Source organism: Patescibacteria group bacterium (genome assembly GCA_028707065.1).
Lineage (GTDB): Bacteria > Patescibacteriota > Patescibacteriia > Patescibacteriales > WJLG01 > JAQTUZ01.
In genome coordinates this window covers 1-16,587 of the sequence record JAQTUZ010000014.1, presented here as the reverse complement: position 1 = coordinate 16,587, position 16,587 = coordinate 1, and the positions used below count along the sequence as shown (strand labels likewise).

The 16,587-nt window shown below is 45.6% G+C and carries 15 protein-coding genes; 1 reads left to right on the top strand and 14 read right to left on the bottom strand.

Going from position 1 to position 16,587, the window contains the following annotated elements; translation table 11 throughout:
* Nucleotides 1-123: 123 nt before the first annotated feature.
* From PHE24_04960 to atpD, 13 genes are all read right to left on the bottom strand, one after another.
* The gene (locus tag PHE24_04960) at nt 124-1,395 is read right to left on the bottom strand and encodes a hypothetical protein (protein MDD4902455.1); all 1,272 of its coding nucleotides are present in this window, start codon (nt 1,393-1,395) and stop codon (nt 124-126) included.
* Between the two features lie 225 nt (nt 1,396-1,620).
* Nucleotides 1,621-2,850: a glycosyltransferase gene (locus PHE24_04955; GenBank protein ID MDD4902454.1), complete on the bottom strand. Its 1,230-nt coding sequence runs from the start codon at nt 2,848-2,850 to the stop codon at nt 1,621-1,623.
* Nucleotides 2,851-2,933: 83 nt separating this feature from the next.
* Nucleotides 2,934-3,653 carry a methyltransferase domain-containing protein gene (locus PHE24_04950; GenBank protein ID MDD4902453.1) on the bottom strand — a complete coding sequence of 240 codons (720 nt, stop codon included), beginning with the start codon at nt 3,651-3,653 and terminating at the stop codon, nt 2,934-2,936.
* Nucleotides 3,654-3,747: 94 nt separating this feature from the next.
* Nucleotides 3,748-4,881, bottom strand: a complete 1,134-nt coding sequence (locus tag PHE24_04945) for a radical SAM protein (GenBank protein MDD4902452.1) — start codon at nt 4,879-4,881, stop codon at nt 3,748-3,750.
* 5 nt (nt 4,882-4,886) lie between these two features.
* The gene (locus tag PHE24_04940) at nt 4,887-5,963 is read right to left on the bottom strand and encodes a glycosyltransferase (GenBank protein ID MDD4902451.1); all 1,077 of its coding nucleotides are present in this window, start codon (nt 5,961-5,963) and stop codon (nt 4,887-4,889) included.
* A 70-nt stretch (nt 5,964-6,033) separates the two neighbouring features.
* A complete protein-coding gene (locus tag PHE24_04935) occupies nt 6,034-7,434 on the bottom strand; it encodes an O-antigen ligase family protein (protein MDD4902450.1) in 1,401 nt (466 codons plus the stop codon).
* A gap of 80 nt (nt 7,435-7,514) precedes the next feature.
* Nucleotides 7,515-8,063, bottom strand: coding sequence for a hypothetical protein (locus tag PHE24_04930; GenBank protein ID MDD4902449.1), 549 nt, complete (start codon nt 8,061-8,063; stop codon nt 7,515-7,517).
* A gap of 179 nt (nt 8,064-8,242) precedes the next feature.
* A complete protein-coding gene (locus PHE24_04925) occupies nt 8,243-8,701 on the bottom strand; it encodes a hypothetical protein (protein ID MDD4902448.1) in 459 nt (152 codons plus the stop codon).
* Between the two features lie 53 nt (nt 8,702-8,754).
* Nucleotides 8,755-10,614, bottom strand: coding sequence for a hypothetical protein (locus tag PHE24_04920; GenBank protein ID MDD4902447.1), 1,860 nt, complete (start codon nt 10,612-10,614; stop codon nt 8,755-8,757).
* A 235-nt stretch (nt 10,615-10,849) separates the two neighbouring features.
* Complete coding sequence (locus tag PHE24_04915; protein MDD4902446.1) at nt 10,850-11,704, bottom strand: hypothetical protein; 855 nt, start codon at nt 11,702-11,704, stop codon at nt 10,850-10,852.
* A 226-nt stretch (nt 11,705-11,930) separates the two neighbouring features.
* Entirely contained in the window at nt 11,931-12,737 is an 807-nt protein-coding gene (locus PHE24_04910) for a class I SAM-dependent methyltransferase (protein ID MDD4902445.1), read from the bottom strand.
* A 1-nt stretch (nt 12,738) separates the two neighbouring features.
* Complete coding sequence (gene atpC / locus PHE24_04905; protein ID MDD4902444.1) at nt 12,739-13,170, bottom strand: ATP synthase F1 subunit epsilon; 432 nt, start codon at nt 13,168-13,170, stop codon at nt 12,739-12,741.
* Nucleotides 13,171-13,435: 265 nt separating this feature from the next.
* Nucleotides 13,436-14,824 (bottom strand): F0F1 ATP synthase subunit beta, encoded by a 1,389-nt coding sequence (atpD, locus tag PHE24_04900; GenBank protein ID MDD4902443.1) that lies wholly within the window; start codon nt 14,822-14,824, stop codon nt 13,436-13,438.
* A gap of 113 nt (nt 14,825-14,937) precedes the next feature.
* Here atpD and PHE24_04895 point away from each other — a divergent pair, with 113 nt between their 5' ends.
* The gene (locus tag PHE24_04895; GenBank protein ID MDD4902442.1) at nt 14,938-15,192 is read left to right on the top strand and encodes a hypothetical protein; all 255 of its coding nucleotides are present in this window, start codon (nt 14,938-14,940) and stop codon (nt 15,190-15,192) included.
* 330 nt (nt 15,193-15,522) lie between these two features.
* On the opposite strand, the gene atpG is transcribed toward PHE24_04895, so the two are convergent.
* Nucleotides 15,523-16,521: an ATP synthase F1 subunit gamma gene (gene atpG / locus PHE24_04890; GenBank protein MDD4902441.1), complete on the bottom strand. Its 999-nt coding sequence runs from the start codon at nt 16,519-16,521 to the stop codon at nt 15,523-15,525.
* Between the last annotated feature and the right edge of the window lie 66 nt (nt 16,522-16,587).

Genomic DNA, 16,587 nt, shown 5'->3' with positions numbered 1-16,587 from the left:
GCTTTCGTTATGTGGCTGTTTGTAGTATTCGGGTATTTCGTAGGTTCGGATTATATTTTCAACTTCTTATTACCTTCCACCTTTTACTAAAGATGAAAGGCATATAAGAGTTCGAATAAATTATTATTCAATCCTGAAGGTCGTAGAGTAAGTAAGCTTGGAACTAAGTCCGGTGACCTTGATATCGGTATTAAGCGGGTTGTGTTCCACCGCCGGGACCGTGATCGTGGCAATAAAATTGCCATACTCATCAGCTTGGACTTCGGCGACTTTGATCTTATTGATTTCAATTTTCAAAGTTTCATTCAGACCGAAACCGGTGCCATGAACGGCAACCTGGGATCCTTCCGCGCCAAAATTCTTATCAATGCCCAAGCTTAACGGTTGCGTCGGGCGGGTGTCTTTTTCCACCGCCAGATAAGTGGCGACCGTATTCATATTTTGGTCAAGGACCATGATATTCGAACCGTTGAAGATCGCGATTTTTTCGCCGTTAGCGTCATTGGCGGAACTGATGCCCATCGCCCAGCTTCCGGACGGACCGGAGTTCGTGGTCCAATCCCATTTAACCGGCTGGAAAGTTTCCTTGTCAACCTTGACGATGCCGACACCGTCGGAGAAATAAAGATAATTCGGATCGGTGGAATCGATGACGTCGTATCCGGTCACGCCGGCATGGGTGAATTGCTTTATCACGTTGCCGTCGAAATCAACCGCTTTCAAAGATTGATCGTCAACCAAATAAATCAAATTCTCATCGCTGGTGATCGCCCGGCCGGTGTTGGCATCATTGGTGGCAATGGTGTATTCGGAAACTTTTTGCCGGGAAGCCGTGCTATAGACATTCAATTTGTCTTTCATGCTCACCATCAATTTGCCGTTGTCGACGAATTGGGAATAGCCCAACGACATATTGTTGACCATGGCGTAGGAATCGATCACTTGCATATCCTTGTTCCAGACCTTGGTGCCCTTGCTGCCGATGGTAACGATATTGCCGTTAACCTTTTCCACGCGCGCGAACCAGTCCCAGGAATTATCCTTGACCTTCAATAAGAGCGCGGGGATTTCCGGATCAGTGATGTCGTACTTGATTAAATAGCGGCCATTCACCAAATAAACATAAAGGCGGCCGTCAGCTTTATCAAAAAGCAGATCGCCGAACTCCTTGTAGTTCGCGTCGAGAGATTGGATAGTGGTCACTTTATTAAGCTGGCCGTTTCCCAAAGCGAACAGCTCAAAATTGCCGGTGTTGACGGTGCCGACATAAAACGTTCCGTTATAACCCACAGCCTTGCCGGAGTAATAAGCTTTGGTTTTGCTCTCGGTCGGCTGCATCAAAAGCGAAGCACCCAAGACGGCGAACAAAACAGCGATAATTAGGACTTTTTTCATAGTTAGTATAAATTTAAAAAGTTATAATAAGTTATAATAAATAATCATAAGACAATCATCTGATAGTAGCATAATTAATACTAAATGTCAATACTTTTTCACCCCTTAACCGCTCTAACAAAAAAATGGCCTTGGTTAGCCAAATTTATCAATATTTTTAAGTTTCTTCCTTGACCCCGTTTCTGATAAGCAACCCTTAATTTAAACGGCAAAAAATCCTAAAAATTACACTTTAGGCGCCCGCTCGTAGATTTTAAGCAAGGCTTGATAGAATTTTTCCGGATCATTTTTGTCTTTTACGGCCGCGATCGCCGCCGCGCCGATCGAATCTTTCAATTCCGGATGAGATAAAATAAAATTCAATTTGGTTTTCAAATCCTCAATGTCGCCGGCGGCAAAAAGAAAACCGCTTCGGCCATCGCTGATCAATTCGGCCAGGCCGCCGAGATTGGCGGCTATTACTATTTTGCCCAACCCCATCGGCTCGATCACGCTGTACGGCGCGTTCTCATACCAGCGCGACGGGACAACAATCGCTTCGGCGCCGGCGACTTGCCGCCAAAGTTCCGCGCCGATCTTGTAGCCCGAAAAATCCACGCCGCTGATTTTTTCTTCGGCGACGATTTTTTTCAGATCAGCTTCTTGCGGTCCGGCGCCGACGATCCTTAATTTAATATCTGTTTCCAGTTTGGCATAAGCGCGCAGCAAATCAGCTATCCCCTTCTCGGCGCTTAAGCGCCCGTAATAAAGGAAATATTTTTCTTTTTCCGCCCGATTGGCGGACGCGGCCTCATCCGTCAGCAAAAAAGGATTGGGGAGATAAATGATTTCTGATTTAAATCCGAATTCTTTGAATTTATCGATCAAAAAACGGCTGGGCGAAATGAATAAATCTATTTTCCGATAACTTCCCAGCCCTTGATAAAAATAAGACTCGATCATCGCCAAAAAACTTCGCCAATAAGAGCCTTTGACGCAGCGGTCGGCCAGACAGCGCCAAAATTTTCCGCCCTTAGCGCCTTCCCAAATTTTTCCCCGCGCGAACAAATTGTAATTCGGGCTGACCAGCGCGTAATCATGCAAGGTCATTACCAGCGGAATTTTATTTTTTTTCAAGACGCCGATTATCGAAGGAGAAAGATGATGATAAATATTGTGCAAATGAGCGACATCGGGCTGAAAATCCTTTAAGAGCTCGGCTAATTTATTTTTCGCCTCAAAATTATAAAAACCCTTGGCAATCAATTTGATTTTGGCCAATCCGCCGATTTTTTCTTCGAAATCAGTGGGAGAAGCAAAATATTTCGACCACTTGGTCGGAGTTTCCTTGGCGCTATGGGCGGAAAAAAAGGCGACTTCATGCCCCCGGGCGGTTAAAATTTCAGCCAGATCAAAATAAGCCCTGGTCACTCCGTCCCGTGAATAATGATAATTGTTGATAAGTAATATTTTCATAAACTTAAAGTAAAAAGTGATAATAGCGCTCGATGGGATTTTTCATAATTTAAAATTTGCCTATTTAAAACAGCTTCCTCGCCTCACGGCTCGGAACGATCAAACCCCTGATCAGGTCTTGATCGTTTTTCAAAAACAATTCCGACTTGACCCATCAGCGGCTTGGCGCCAAGCAGTGAAATTAATTTATCGTAAAGGCGGCTGATAATGCTGATGATCGGAAAACGGAACAGATAACCGATAGTGAAAGGATAAAATTTAACTTCTTTGGCTTTAAAGCCGGCGGCAATAAAAATCTTGATCAATTCGCCGATATTTTTGTAAGCGTAAAAAGTTTCATAGGCTTCGGCGAATTTTCCCTTGCCCTTGATCAGCTGATGGAAGAAAAGCGGCGTATGGCGGGAAATGAAAAATTCCGGCGCTTGCGGATTGGGCGTGGAAACCGCGAAAATCCCGCCCGGTTTGATGACGCGGTAGATTTCTTTGGCCGCGTCCGGCAGGTTCGCCACGTGCTCCAAAACATAATTGGAAAAACCCAGATCATAATTCTCGGTCGGCACTTCGGGCATTTTGTCGGCCGAGCAGACAAAACGCGTTCGAGCCCGCGGATTATCCATCCGGCACTCGTAAACATCGGTGCGATCAACCGTAAAATCAGGGTCAGCCGCGGCCACGCTGTCTTCGATCACGAAACTCTTGCCCGCGCCAAGATTGATGATCTTGGCCGGCCGGGAGGCGATCGGGATATTCTTCAAAAAAATAATGATTTGTTCGATTAAAAATACTTCTGCCGGAGTTTGCATAAATTTATTTTGTAGGAACGCAATATTTTGCGTTCTTTCCGCAGATTGGCTAAATTATTTTTGGAACGCAAAATATTGCGTTCCTACGCGGAAATTAAAACTTGTCCTTGATAAAAACAAAAAGGTTTTTTATATTTTTGATCGGAGATAGCAGCAAACTGAAGGTAAAATTGGAAGCGACCTGGCAGGAACATTCATCGCATTCTTTGGGAAAAATTCCCGCGGCGATGCTTTGCTTGATGGCGTCTAAACTGACCAAAGAATCCTTTAAACTCTTATGGTTCAAATTATCTTGGGGCGAGAGCATGGCGCAAGGCAAAACTCCGCCGTCGCAATCGATGAAGATCTTGGTGAAAATTTCCAGGCACTTATAGCTTGGCATAATATTATCGATCCATCTCCCCCGCTTATCCGTCCCCTTCTGATAAAGATAATATTTTTCCACCCATTGCTTCAAGGCGGGAAGATTATTGTCCACGCCCAATTTTTTGGCCAGCTTGATCGAGCGCCTGATGCTTTCCCGCAAAGCGGAAAAATCATCTTCCGCCGGAATCAATTTTTCCTTGTCCTTGATGTTTTCCACCGTGTCATAATTGGACCAGACATGCAGGGGCTGGAAAAAAACCGAATTCACTCCTGATTCCTCGGTTAATTTGATCAAATCCGCCAAACCCGAATAATTTTTATTGCTCAAAACCGAGGCAAAGCTGACTTTAACCCCGGCTGATAGCATCTTTTTGACTCCGGCCATGGTTTTCTCAAAAAAATCCCGGCCGCCTCGCAATTCATTATGCGTTTTAGCATCGGCCGATTCCAGGGAAATGAAAATCCGCTTTAATTTTTTCAAAGTATTAATTTTTTCCGGCGTAAAATCATTGATCATCAGGCCGTTGGACATAATGTTCAACTCCATCCCCAGGCTTAAAACATAATCGATCAATTCCCAGACTTTATAATAGACAAACGGCTCGCCGCCGGAAAAGGAAACTTCTTTGACGCCCAGCTCCCTGGCCTCCGCGATCAATTTTTTTTGCCGCTCAAATTCCAGATCGTTCTTGTGATCCAGGCACTTGACTTCGCAATAAACGCAATTAGAGTTGCAATAGCTGGTGATATTCAAAAACAAATGATTATACCGCAATTTAGCCTGGCGATAATCCATCGTCAAGCGAAAATATTTCAACGCTCCTTTTCCGAATTTTTTAATTTTTTCCCAAAGTTTTCCCATACGGATCAATTCATTATTTTCTGATACAACTCTTCGTATTGTTTGACGGTCTTCTTGATATCAAATTTATCCGCGACTTTTCGCTGGAGATTTTTTCCCAAGCGGGCGCGCTCGGCCGGATCGGAGAGCAATTTTTTCAATTTAGCGGCCAGATCTTCGCTGTTGCCCGGCGCAAATAACAGGCCGTCCTCGTTGTCGGAAATTATTTCTAAAATACCGTCAACTCCGCTCGCGATAACCGGCAAGCCGGACAAGCCCGCTTCCAAAATAACAATGCCAAATCCTTCCCAGCGCGAAGGCAGGACAAAAATATCCAACGAATTTAAAAAGCCAGCCACATCTTTTCGCACTCCGACCAACTTCACTCGCCGTTCCAAGCCAAGTTCTTTGATTCCCTGAAGCAAAGATTCTCTCTCTTCCCCTTCTCCGGCAATCAAGACTTCAATTTCTGGAATATTAGCCACTGATTTCAGCAAATAATCAAAACCTTTTTGGCGGGTTAAGCGGCCGATCGTGCCGACAACGGGCGAAGTCGCTTCGTAAGCGCGGCTATTATTTAAAAATTTTTCAATTTCCACGCCATTATAAATCACTTCGATCTTGCCTGCCTCGACGCCTTCCTGATCAATTAAATATTTTTTTATCGCTCCTGACGCCGCGACTATTTTAACCGCCAATTTGGCCGTCCAGTATTTGGCGATTTTTTTCAGCCAATTCTCATTCCAATTTAAATTCTGTTCGGTGGAAATAATTCTTTTGACGCCAGCCAATTTCGCCGCTAAGCGGCCATAAAAATCCGCGCCAAAAAGATGGGTCTGGACGATGTCGGGCGAAAAAGCACGGATAAAACCAACGATCTTGAAAAAATCAAAAATTATCGGGTGCCGGAGACTGCCGATAACCGTGAACGGAATTTGCGCCCGCCGCAATTCCTCTTCCCAAATTCCACCGGCCCGCAAACAAAGAACTTCGACGCTGAAAAGGCCGCGGTCGGCGAATTTGGCCAAATCGACCGCCATTTTTTCCGCTCCGCCCGGCAATAAGCTGGGGACGATATGCAAAATTTTAATTTTATTATCCATAAATTAAACTGTCGTAGGCGCGCAATATTTTGCGCGCTTTTAAATTGCCGGAACGCGAAATATTGCGTTCTTACGATTTTTTCTTGGCCTCTCGAAATTTTTTCCTCACAATATTGATCGCGCACAATCCCAACGCGACCGGCAGCCAAAGCTTGCCCTTATAATAAGAGGTATTAAAAAATTGGATCAAAAACATGCAGAGGCCGCCCAAAAATATCGGCAAAAGCAATGCTGTTTCCGCCCGATATTTTCTTAACGAGCGGAAAAAAATAATAACAATTGAAAGAAAAATTCCGGCAAAAGTAACGACGCCGAATACGCCGTTCTCCGCCAAAACTTTTTGCCAGACTCCGTGCGAATCCAGGGGCGCTCCATAGTTAGCGATAAAACGCACGTCATTGGCCATCATATTCTCAAACTGCCCGGTCCCCCAGCCGAAAAGCGGCTTGAGCGTAAAATTATTCCAGGCGATCTCGGTCATCAGCAGGCGGCTTTCGTTCGAGGTGCCGCCGATGGAAAAATTGCTCTGCAATTTATACATATACAGCGAAAACGGCGAAAGCAAAATCAGGCAAAAAGCCATAATGACTAAAAGCTGGCCGCGGGCCGCTCGCTGGGCGAAGATCAAAAAAAGAATGACGCCGACGCCCAAGGCGACCCAGGCGGCGCGGGAAAAAGTTCCCAGTAGAACCAAAGTTTGAAAAATCATCAGAATATTCAACAGCCGGGTGGCCGTGATCGAACGCGACCAATATTTAAGCGCCTGCGTAAAAAACAAGGAAACGATCAGCACTTCGCCGACCAAATTATGATTATCGCCCAAAGGATAAATGCCGAAAATTTGAATCGGCAAAGTCCGCACCAGCGTATATTGCCAATCCTGCTGGAAAAGCGAAACGACTCCCATCATAGCGACGGTCAAGCCGGACAACATAAAGCTGATCAGGGAATTTTTCAATATCCTTTCATTATTGATGACGTTAACCGGCAAGGTGACGTAAACCAAATAAAAAAACAAAATCCAGCGGATCGAATACCAAATATTGCCGCTGATATATTCCGAGAGGAAATTTGAGATTGTGATGCTGGCAAAAAATAAAATGAATGGGATAAAAAGCGGAATTCTCAAGCTGAAGCGGGCGCGGTCGAAGAGCCGGCGATAAACGGTCCGCAGCACAAAGGCGGTGAAAACAGTGAGGCCAAGCAGATCGACGAACGGGATCACTAAGCTATGAAAAGTGAAATTCCAATTGATCGCCGGCAAAAAGAAAATCATTAAATAAACGCCGTATTCGATCTTGGTGGCGAGCAGTAAAAAAATCGCCGCGGCGAAAAAAACGATCAGCAGCCAAGGATAGCTGGGCGCGGCCAGGCAGGCGGCGATGAATAAGAGCGCCAAAAACGCCAAAACCAGCCAGGAGGCAACTCGATTTTCATTAGGTTGTATTTTAATTTTTTCGGCCATATTCATATGATATCACGCGACTTATGATAAAAAAAGAGGCCTTGTTTCTCAACAAAGCCCCCGAATCTGATCTAAAAAATATCTTTCTATCTTAATCCCGCCGGTAGCGGCAAAGAGTAGAAAAAACATTTTCCGCCATCATCGATTACCGCATCGTCCCATTGGGTTACCGACGACGGCTGGGGCAGCTGCTTCCCCCGGATAAAGAAGCGATAAGCTTGCCGGCCGAATATCTTTTCGCCGGAGTGAAAGACATAATATTGGCCCTCATCGACCATTTTATGCCTTTCCCAGGATGGGGAAAAAGATACTTCCGGAATCACTCCCGGTTCAACCGATTCTTTGGCAAGAGAATAATCGCCCTGGGGGGTAAATCCGTGAGTGAACCTTGCGGGCAAACAACTTGCTTGTTTGCCAATCTTTTCTTTTTCGTCCAATCCCCAAACATCATTACCGGCCACATCGGCAGCACTATCCCTGATGATCTTGATACATTCGCCTGACTTAAAACTAAAGATGGTTATTCCCGCCTTGCTTGCTTTTTCAAGCGTGGAAAGTTTAACCTCGATAGTGTCGTGAGGGCGGGAAAAGACGGGAAAGGCGATGATGATTAAAAAAAGAGCGAGCAATTTCATGATTTTTCTCCTTGTAAAAGTGGAAATCAGTGAACAGGATTAAAGCCAAATTATCTTTGGACTTAATTGTATTCGCTGAAAATATTCAGATGTCTTTTTCGCAGCATTTGTAGGAAAAAATTGGGGGGTGCGAAAAGCTTTGCTCTTCGCACCCCCTTCTTGACTACTTACTTCGCTACTTACTTCGCCTGAACCGCGGAGTATCGGAAATTATGTCCGCCGCCGTCGGGACCGTTTGGAGGAGCATTTTCCTTCCAATCGGAAATATACTCCGCGCCAAAGGACGCATACGTCCCTTCATAATAACAGTCGGGCATCCAGAAATTGACCCCGAGATAGAAGCAGAACTGGACTTCTTTCCCTGCTGGTACGGTAAATCCGGTTTCGTAGATGAAGTAGTTGCCATCACGCTTGGTTTTTAGACCGGTGATCCAATGGTGATTGGCATCCTTCATCAGCTCGCACATAACGCCGGGCGGATTGACCTGCGGTTTCAGCTGGGTTATCCTCAGCGCTTTGACGAAAATAATTCCGTCCGTGGTGATTCCGACCTCGTCGTTATTGGGCGGGGTGAAAGCCATGGCGGAAACGGCCAACATCGCGATCATCGCGACGACTGCGGAAATACTGAACTTCATACTACCTCCTGGAAAAAGTGATTTTTGTGAAAAAAATTTTCAAACCAATCGACTTACCAGCCTGAATCCGGCTTCTTATACTTGCCGATATCCAGGACGGAAAGATTGAAATACCCGACAAAGGAAGGGCCGTTCATCAGACGAAGACTGGAATTAGCCGTGTACTTATAGCCAATTCCGAATTGGAGCCAATGATTGATGTCCAGCAACTGATCAATCTCCGCTTCATACCGGTTGTCCTCCCACAAATGCAGGCCTTTGACGCCCGAACCAAGAACTAAGGAAGTTCTGGCCGTGGAAATATCCCAGTAAAAAACATAGAATCCCAGATCAACCGCTGATTTGTTATGAAGCACCGCTTGACTTTTTAGCAGGCTGACACCGCCAACATCACTGGTTTTGTGATGAAAGACATGATCAACATTACCAAGGTCAAAAGCTCCATCGACCCACAGTCCTATCCATCTGGTCCAGTAGGAATCAAGCGCGCAAATCCAAGCAAAACTGGGATTAGCGAGCTGGGTAATCTGCCGCTCGTGATATCTCAGAGACGGAATATTTCTATCCCATCCCCAATCGATCTGGACTGCGTAGTCCAAATAGATCGTAGACCGGCTCGTTTCGGTCAGCCAATCGAGAGATAAACCACCGCAAGGACGAATTCCGACGTAATGGTATTGCGGCACAGTATCCCTTGGTCCGACCCCTCTCCAGCTGTTAAAGCCAAGATTGGGCCCCCAAGCGAATATCGCGCCTCTTGCCGTCGGGAAAAATAACGCCAGTCTGCCTCCAAAATAATTATGCACGTCGCCCAAATAGGGCACGGGAAAATATGTCCCTCCATATAAGAACAGCTCATCTCGGTTAAAAACCGGGCTTTCCTTAATAGTGGGGGGCATAACACCATGACTGGGCGGCGCTTCAGCCGGAGGCTCGGGCGGAGGCGGGGTAGGGGTTGAATCAAGCGGAGGTTTTTCCATTTTTGGCGGAAGTTTCGGCGGAGGTGCAAGTTCGGTCCAGGTTGAAAAGTTGTAACAGACATCAGGGACTGCCCCGATATCCAAACTGTCACCCCGGCCAACCTTCAACAGCCGCCCATGATTTGCGACACCGTTTTCAAAACAGACCACCACATTCCTTTCGGTGTGGACTCTCCTTTTTCCATTGACATTAAGCGGCGCCGAAGCCATCGTCTTTAAGACCTGCCCGCCTTGAATATACCCGTCCTCATAGGCATTGTTGTTCATAAGAACTAACATGCGAGTTTTGACCGAATCGTCAAAATCACAATCCGCCAAAGCATCTTCCAGCGGACGAGATCCGTAAGGCGCGGCATCTTCATTGATCCAAAAACGGAAGTTAGTATCAGGAATTTCAACTAACTGTCCTTCCCGCAAACTCTCCGGGTTGGAAAAACAATTGAACCAAGCCAAAACTTGGGGATTCTTGTTGTACCTCTTGGCGACGGTAAAAATATTCTCTCCGTGCCGCAAGAAGTAGGTTTCCATAAGATACTTGTCATGATCTTTTACGGAAGCGCACTTCCTTGTCCACTTCCGGGAAACCGGCGGTTTGGCCGATTGTTTCGGCTTCGCTTTCGGCTCTGCCCTTGGCTCGGCCATTCCCAGTTCCCTCTTGACGATATCCTGTTCCGTTTGCTTGGGAACATAGAATTTGAGCGTAACGGCGCTAACCTGCAGCGGGTCAACCTTGAGGTGCTGGAATTTCTCCAGACACTTAGTGAACACCGCGCAATCGATATCCGCCGCTGCGGCCTGTTCGCAAATGGATCCTCCCGGACCCATAGTAACCGGCATCCCCGGCATATAAGCCTGGTCGGGGCACTGTCCGCTGGCAGTGAAAAACACCGCCACCAAAAATAGAACCGCGGAAAAGCTTTTATACCTTTCCATAATTTTCTCCTCTCTGCTCTAACTAGAGCATGGATAATTGTGAATGTTCTTTCCTGATTGAAAATCATTTAGATTTTCTATCCCGGGAGTTTTTTAGTTCAAGCTCCCGGATTAGACAATCCAAAAATATGTAATCCGCCAGGGGCGGAGCCCCGCTACGAAAAGGGGCACATCCGAATTTTATGTAATCCGCCAGGGGCGGAGCCCCGCTACGAAAAGGGGCACATCCGAATTATTATTTTTTCAAGATATTATTCATGTTGCCGTTGGCCTGATAATCGGAAGGATTATAACCATTGGTAAAATCTTGTTCTTGATATTCGGCTGATTCGGTATCCGCATCCTCCTTGTCCGCCGTAGCCTCGGCGAAGGCGGGCGCAATCACCGGAGCAAAAACATTGGGAGATTCGATCACCTGGCCGCCGTCAAAAGAAACGTCGACATTCCTCGCTTTGTTCGGCCAAAGGCGCAAATTATATTTTTCCTCCGGAAACAAATAAACATAGCAAAGAGAAAAGATCAAAGCAAAAGCCACGGCCAAGCCCAGGTTCAAAAGCAGATTCGGCTGAACCGGATAATTGGAAGTGATCGGCTGATCGATGATCTTGATGGTGACGCCGTCGCCAAAACCGTGATACTGCGAATTAGTGGTTTGCAAAGTGTAAGCCACCGCCTTGGCGATCTCTTCCGCTTGCGCGCGATCAGTATGGAAAACGTCGATGGAAATAATCCCGGTGTCGGCGACGCTTTTCGCCTTGACGGTCTTGGTCCATTTTTTTATCTGTTGTTTTTCGCTGCCCTGAAAATAATTATTGTCAACCTTAAAACCGGACGACTTTATTTTTTCAAAAAAAGATCCGGAAGAAACGATGTTCGCCAAAAGATTGCTCAAGTATTCATTGGAGCGGGAAGCCGTATAGGGATCGATATCCTGCTTGAAGCTGATGATGGTCAGGAGCTTCATGTTGGAATCGTATTTGAACGGCTGAACGGCCGTAAAAATTATGGCGATGGCCAAAAAAATGATAAGCAGGGAAACAATGGTTTGTCTCTTATTGCCGATCAAATTAAAAAACTGATGGATATTCATAGAATAAGGTTAAAAACTTTTTTCTCTAAAAAGTTTCCGAATTTTTTTCATCTTTTTCTGGCTAATGATGAAAACGTAAATTAACCAACCATAGTAGCACATTATCATTTTTTTGTCAATATTAGTTCATTTTATCAAGGCTGAATTATCAAACAACAAAAAAATCTTAACTAATATTAGTCAAGATTACCGCAAATTTATTAAATGCTATTTCTTGTTCAAGGGATTATTTCTTCTCCACGCGGAAGACTGCCCGGACCGAAGGAGTGAACAGATCGCCGTCGATTTTAAGCGCGCGAAGCAGGCAATAGAGCGGAAAATATAAAACAAAAAAAGCCTTTTTATTCCCCTGCCGCGTGCCGCCTAAATGTTTAAAAATATCGGAATAACTTTTTTCAAAAAAAATCTTGCTCGCTTTTTTTACGGCTATGACATCGCCCGCTGAAGCCAAAAATTTCTTTATTTCCAAAACGTCGGTATAAAAAGACGGGGGGAAATTTTGCTTTCTGATCCGCCTGATCAGCCAGGCTCTCCAGGAGGCGGGAAAATAATTGGCCAGCGGCAAATTGGTATCGTGATAATCGACGGGAAAGAAAAAATTCGGCGTTTCCACCAAAACCAAACCGTTGTTTTTCACCACGCGAGAAACTTCGGCAAGCAGGGATTTTTTTTCCGCGCGAGTCGGGACATGTTCCAAAACTTGCCAAAGCACCGCGAGATCAAATTGATTAGCGGCAAAAGGCAATTTATTTTTATCCGGCTGCAAAAATAATTCGATATTATTTCTGCCCAATTCTTCCGCGCGCTTTTTCGCCTGCTCCAAATCCGCCGCGGAAATATCGCACCCGGAATACTCGGAATCTTTTATTCCCGACAAGGCGGCAATATTGCGGCCATAGCCGCAGCCGACTTCCAGAATTTTCAAATTACCCGCTGATCGATATCGCCCGATCACCGGCAAAAGCTCCTCGCCTGCCATTTTTTCCCCGGCGGGCGAGCGGTAAAATTTGTCGAATTTATTCGCGTCAAGCATTTTAATACTTTTTAATGTTGCGCCAGCGGTTGACCGCCCGGGTCTTGGCCAGTTCGTGCTCCAATTGGGCGGCGATGCGGGCGAATTCTTCGGCGTCTTCATGCCGCGTTTCCTTCATGGCTTTTTCCGCCCGAACTCTCGCCTCCTCCACTTTGGCCAGATCGATCTCTTCGGCGCGCTCGGCCGTATCGGCTAAAACCACGACTTTATTTCTTAACACCTCTAAAAATCCGCCGGCGATAAACGCCACGTCGGTCCCGCCATCCGATTTTTTCAAAACCAAAACTCCGGGCTTAAGCGTCGCCACCAGCGGCGCGTGGTGCGGCAGAATCGTCACTTCCCCTTCCTCGGTCGGCACGGTCACTTCAACCACGTCCTCCTTTAAGACGGTTTTTTCCGGAGTGACGATTTCAAATTTGATTATCTTATCCATACTAATTTAATTTTCAATTTTAAATTTTCAATTTTGAAATAATGCTTCAATTTATAAATTTTATCAATTTTTTGTCATCCTGAGTCCCTGACGAAGGATCTATTTTGTACAAAATTGAATTTTCCTCAACCAAATTTTTTATCGAAAACTTTATCTTTCTAATTCTTAATTGCAAGTAGCCGTGTCTTTCGATAATAGATCCTTCGCGCGGCGCTCAGGATGACAAAAATGGAGGAAAATTTTCTAACTTCATACTTCTAACTTCTTACTTCTTTCCCACTTCCTCAATCCCTCCCACCATATAGAATTCATCCTCGCTTTTATCATCATGCTTGCCGGCCAAGATTTCACCAAAGGCTTTGACGGTATCGGCGAGCTTGACGAATTTTCCCGGACGGCCGGTGAAAGCTTCGGCGACTTGGAACGGCTGGGACAAGAATTTCTGGATCTTGCGGGCGCGGGTGACGGTCTGCTTGTCTTCATCTGACAATTCTTCCATGCCCAAGATGGCGATGATATCCTGCAAATCCTTATAGCGCTGCAAAACTTTCTGCACGCCGCGGGCGACCTGATAATGCTCTTCGCCGACGATGATCGGATCCAAAATTATCGAAGAAGAATCCAGGGGATCAACGGCCGGATAAATTCCCAATTCGGTCAGACCGCGGGACAAGACGACGGTGGAATTCAAGTGCGCGAAAGTCGTGGCCGGCGCCGGATCGGTCAAATCGTCAGCCGGTACATATACGGCCTGGATGGAAGTGATTGAACCCTTATTAGTAGAAGTGATTCTTTCCTGGAGTTCACCCATTTCAGTGGCGAGCGTCGGCTGATAACCTACGGCAGAAGGCAAACGGCCAAGCAAAGTGGAAACTTCGGAACCGGCTTGCGTAAATCTAAAAATATTATCAACAAAGAACAAAACGTCCTGATTCATTTCATCACGGAAATATTCGGCGAGCGACAAACCGGCCAGCGCGATGCGCGCGCGGTTGCCCGGCGCTTCATTCATCTGACCAAAGACCATCGCCAATTTATCCAACACGCCCGCGTCTTTCATTTCATGATACAAGTCATTGCCTTCGCGAGTGCGTTCGCCGACTCCGGCAAAAACCGAATAGCCGCCGTGAGCTTTGGCGATATTATTGATCAGCTCCTGGATGACAACAGTTTTTCCCACGCCGGCGCCGCCGAACAAACCGACTTTACCGCCCTTGGCGATCGGGCAGATCAAATCGATAACCTTAATGCCGGTTTCCAAAATTTCCGTCTTGGTGGACTGCTCGGTGAATTCCGGAGCCTTGCGGTGGATATTGTATTTCTTGGCAGTCTTCGGAGTCGGCTGACCATCGACGGCATCGCCCAAAACATTGAAGATGCGGCCCAAAGTTTCCTTGCCGACCGGAACCTGGATGCCCTCGCCGGTATCGGTAACCGTGTCCCCTCTTTTCAAGCCATCAGTCGAACCCATGGCGATACAGCGGACAACATTAAAACCGGTGTGCTGTTGCACTTCGAGAATCAATTTTTCGCCATCGGCCTTAACAACTTCCAAGGCATTGAAAATTTCCGGAAGTTTATCGTCAAAAACGACGTCCACCACGGCTCCGATTATCTGCTTAATTTTTCCAGTTTGTTTTTTCGCTTCAGTCATATATTTTGATAAATTTTAATTATATTGACATTTTTTATTAAATATGATATGATATTTTAAATTGAAATATTTTCACGTACTTTTTTGACAACTACTAGTGAAAGGGGTTTTAAATGGAAAAATGTGACATGTTAGAGGATGCATTTCGTTGCTGTGAAGAAACCTGCAGAGGAATAGTAAAAATAGGTGAAAAACAATGTAGAGTTCCCGCCGAAGAACTTACTGAAACAGAAAAAAAACCGGATACTCCCTACTACTATGAATGTAGCCAATGCCATCGTTTGCATTCTCATAACGGTAGGGAGGCAATGAGTAAATCGGGAAAACGTGCCTTTCTTCAAAGTGGTTATAATGTGGTTTATTGGTAAATAATTTTACAGCTTATAAAACTTTTCGAGGGGGATCAATTTTTAGCGATCCCCCTTTTTTATTTTGCCATCCCTTTTCGTTCTGTCATTCCCCGTTTTTGTCATCCTGAGCCCCTGGCGAAGGATCTATTTTGCACGAAATGCGAACATCTTCAACAAAAATTTTTATCGTCGCAATACGAGTTTCCTGCGCAATAGATCCTTCACTCCGCTCCGCCAGCTGGCGGAGCTCCGTTCAGGATGACAAAAAAATTATATTTCGAAAATATTTTAATGAACTGCAGTCTATCCATAATACAACTAAGTACCTAATTAACTAATCAACTAATTTTATCCATTCATCGCGCTTACTCCCGCGCTGATCTCCGAAATTTCCCTGGTGATCGCCGCCTGCCTAGCCTTGTTATAATATAAGGTAAGCTCGGCGACCAGATCTTTAGCGGCATCAGTGGCTTTATGCATCGCGGCCATGCGGGCGGAATGATCAGAGGCGTTGGATTCCAACAAAGCCTGGAACAGCTGGACTTCGATCAAACGGGGCAGGATTTCATTCAAAACTTCTTCGGCGGAAGGTTCGTAGGTGAAAACATAGGATTCATGCTTCTCGTCATGCAGATATTTTTCTTCCTTGGCTTTGATAAATTCAGCATCTAAACCGACTTGCGGATTACGGCCGACAATTCCCAAATGATGATCCTTGGCTTCCAAATCGATCGGCAGAATCTGTTTGACGCGGGGAATCTGCTTGGATGGGCTGACAAAATCGGTGTAAGCCACCATCACTTTATCATATTTTCCAGAAAGAAAATCATTGATGATCATCTTGGCCACCGGCACGACTTCCTTGGCCTGGTAAGCCACATCTTCCTTCACGAATTCGGCGGCAATATTATAATTGTATCGGGATTTTACGGAAATTCCTTTTTTGCCCAATAAAATGAAATCAACCGGCCGTTCAACTTTTTCAGACAAATTTTCTGTCAATTTTTTGTCATCAGTGTGATGTTTTTTAACAGAATTGACTGCCTTGGCGATCACGGCTGAATTGAAACTGCCGCACAAACCACGGTTGGAAGTAATTAAGACAATTGCTTCGCGCTTGATTTCTTTTCTTTGCGCTAAAAGCGGATGCAGATATTTTCCGGCATGCACCGAAGAAGCGATATTCAAAACCGTCATCCAGCTCAAATTGGCGTATGACCGCGTCTTCAAAACAGCCTCGATGGTTTTCCTCATCTTGGCGGCCGAGACCATTTCCATCGCCTTAGTAATCTTCTTGGTATTGCCGATGGATTTTATTCGTCTTTGTATTTCCTTAGTACTTGACATCTCAATCAATTAAAAATTAAAGGGATCCCTCGGCAGGGCTCGGGATGACAAAAAAAACCGATGGAT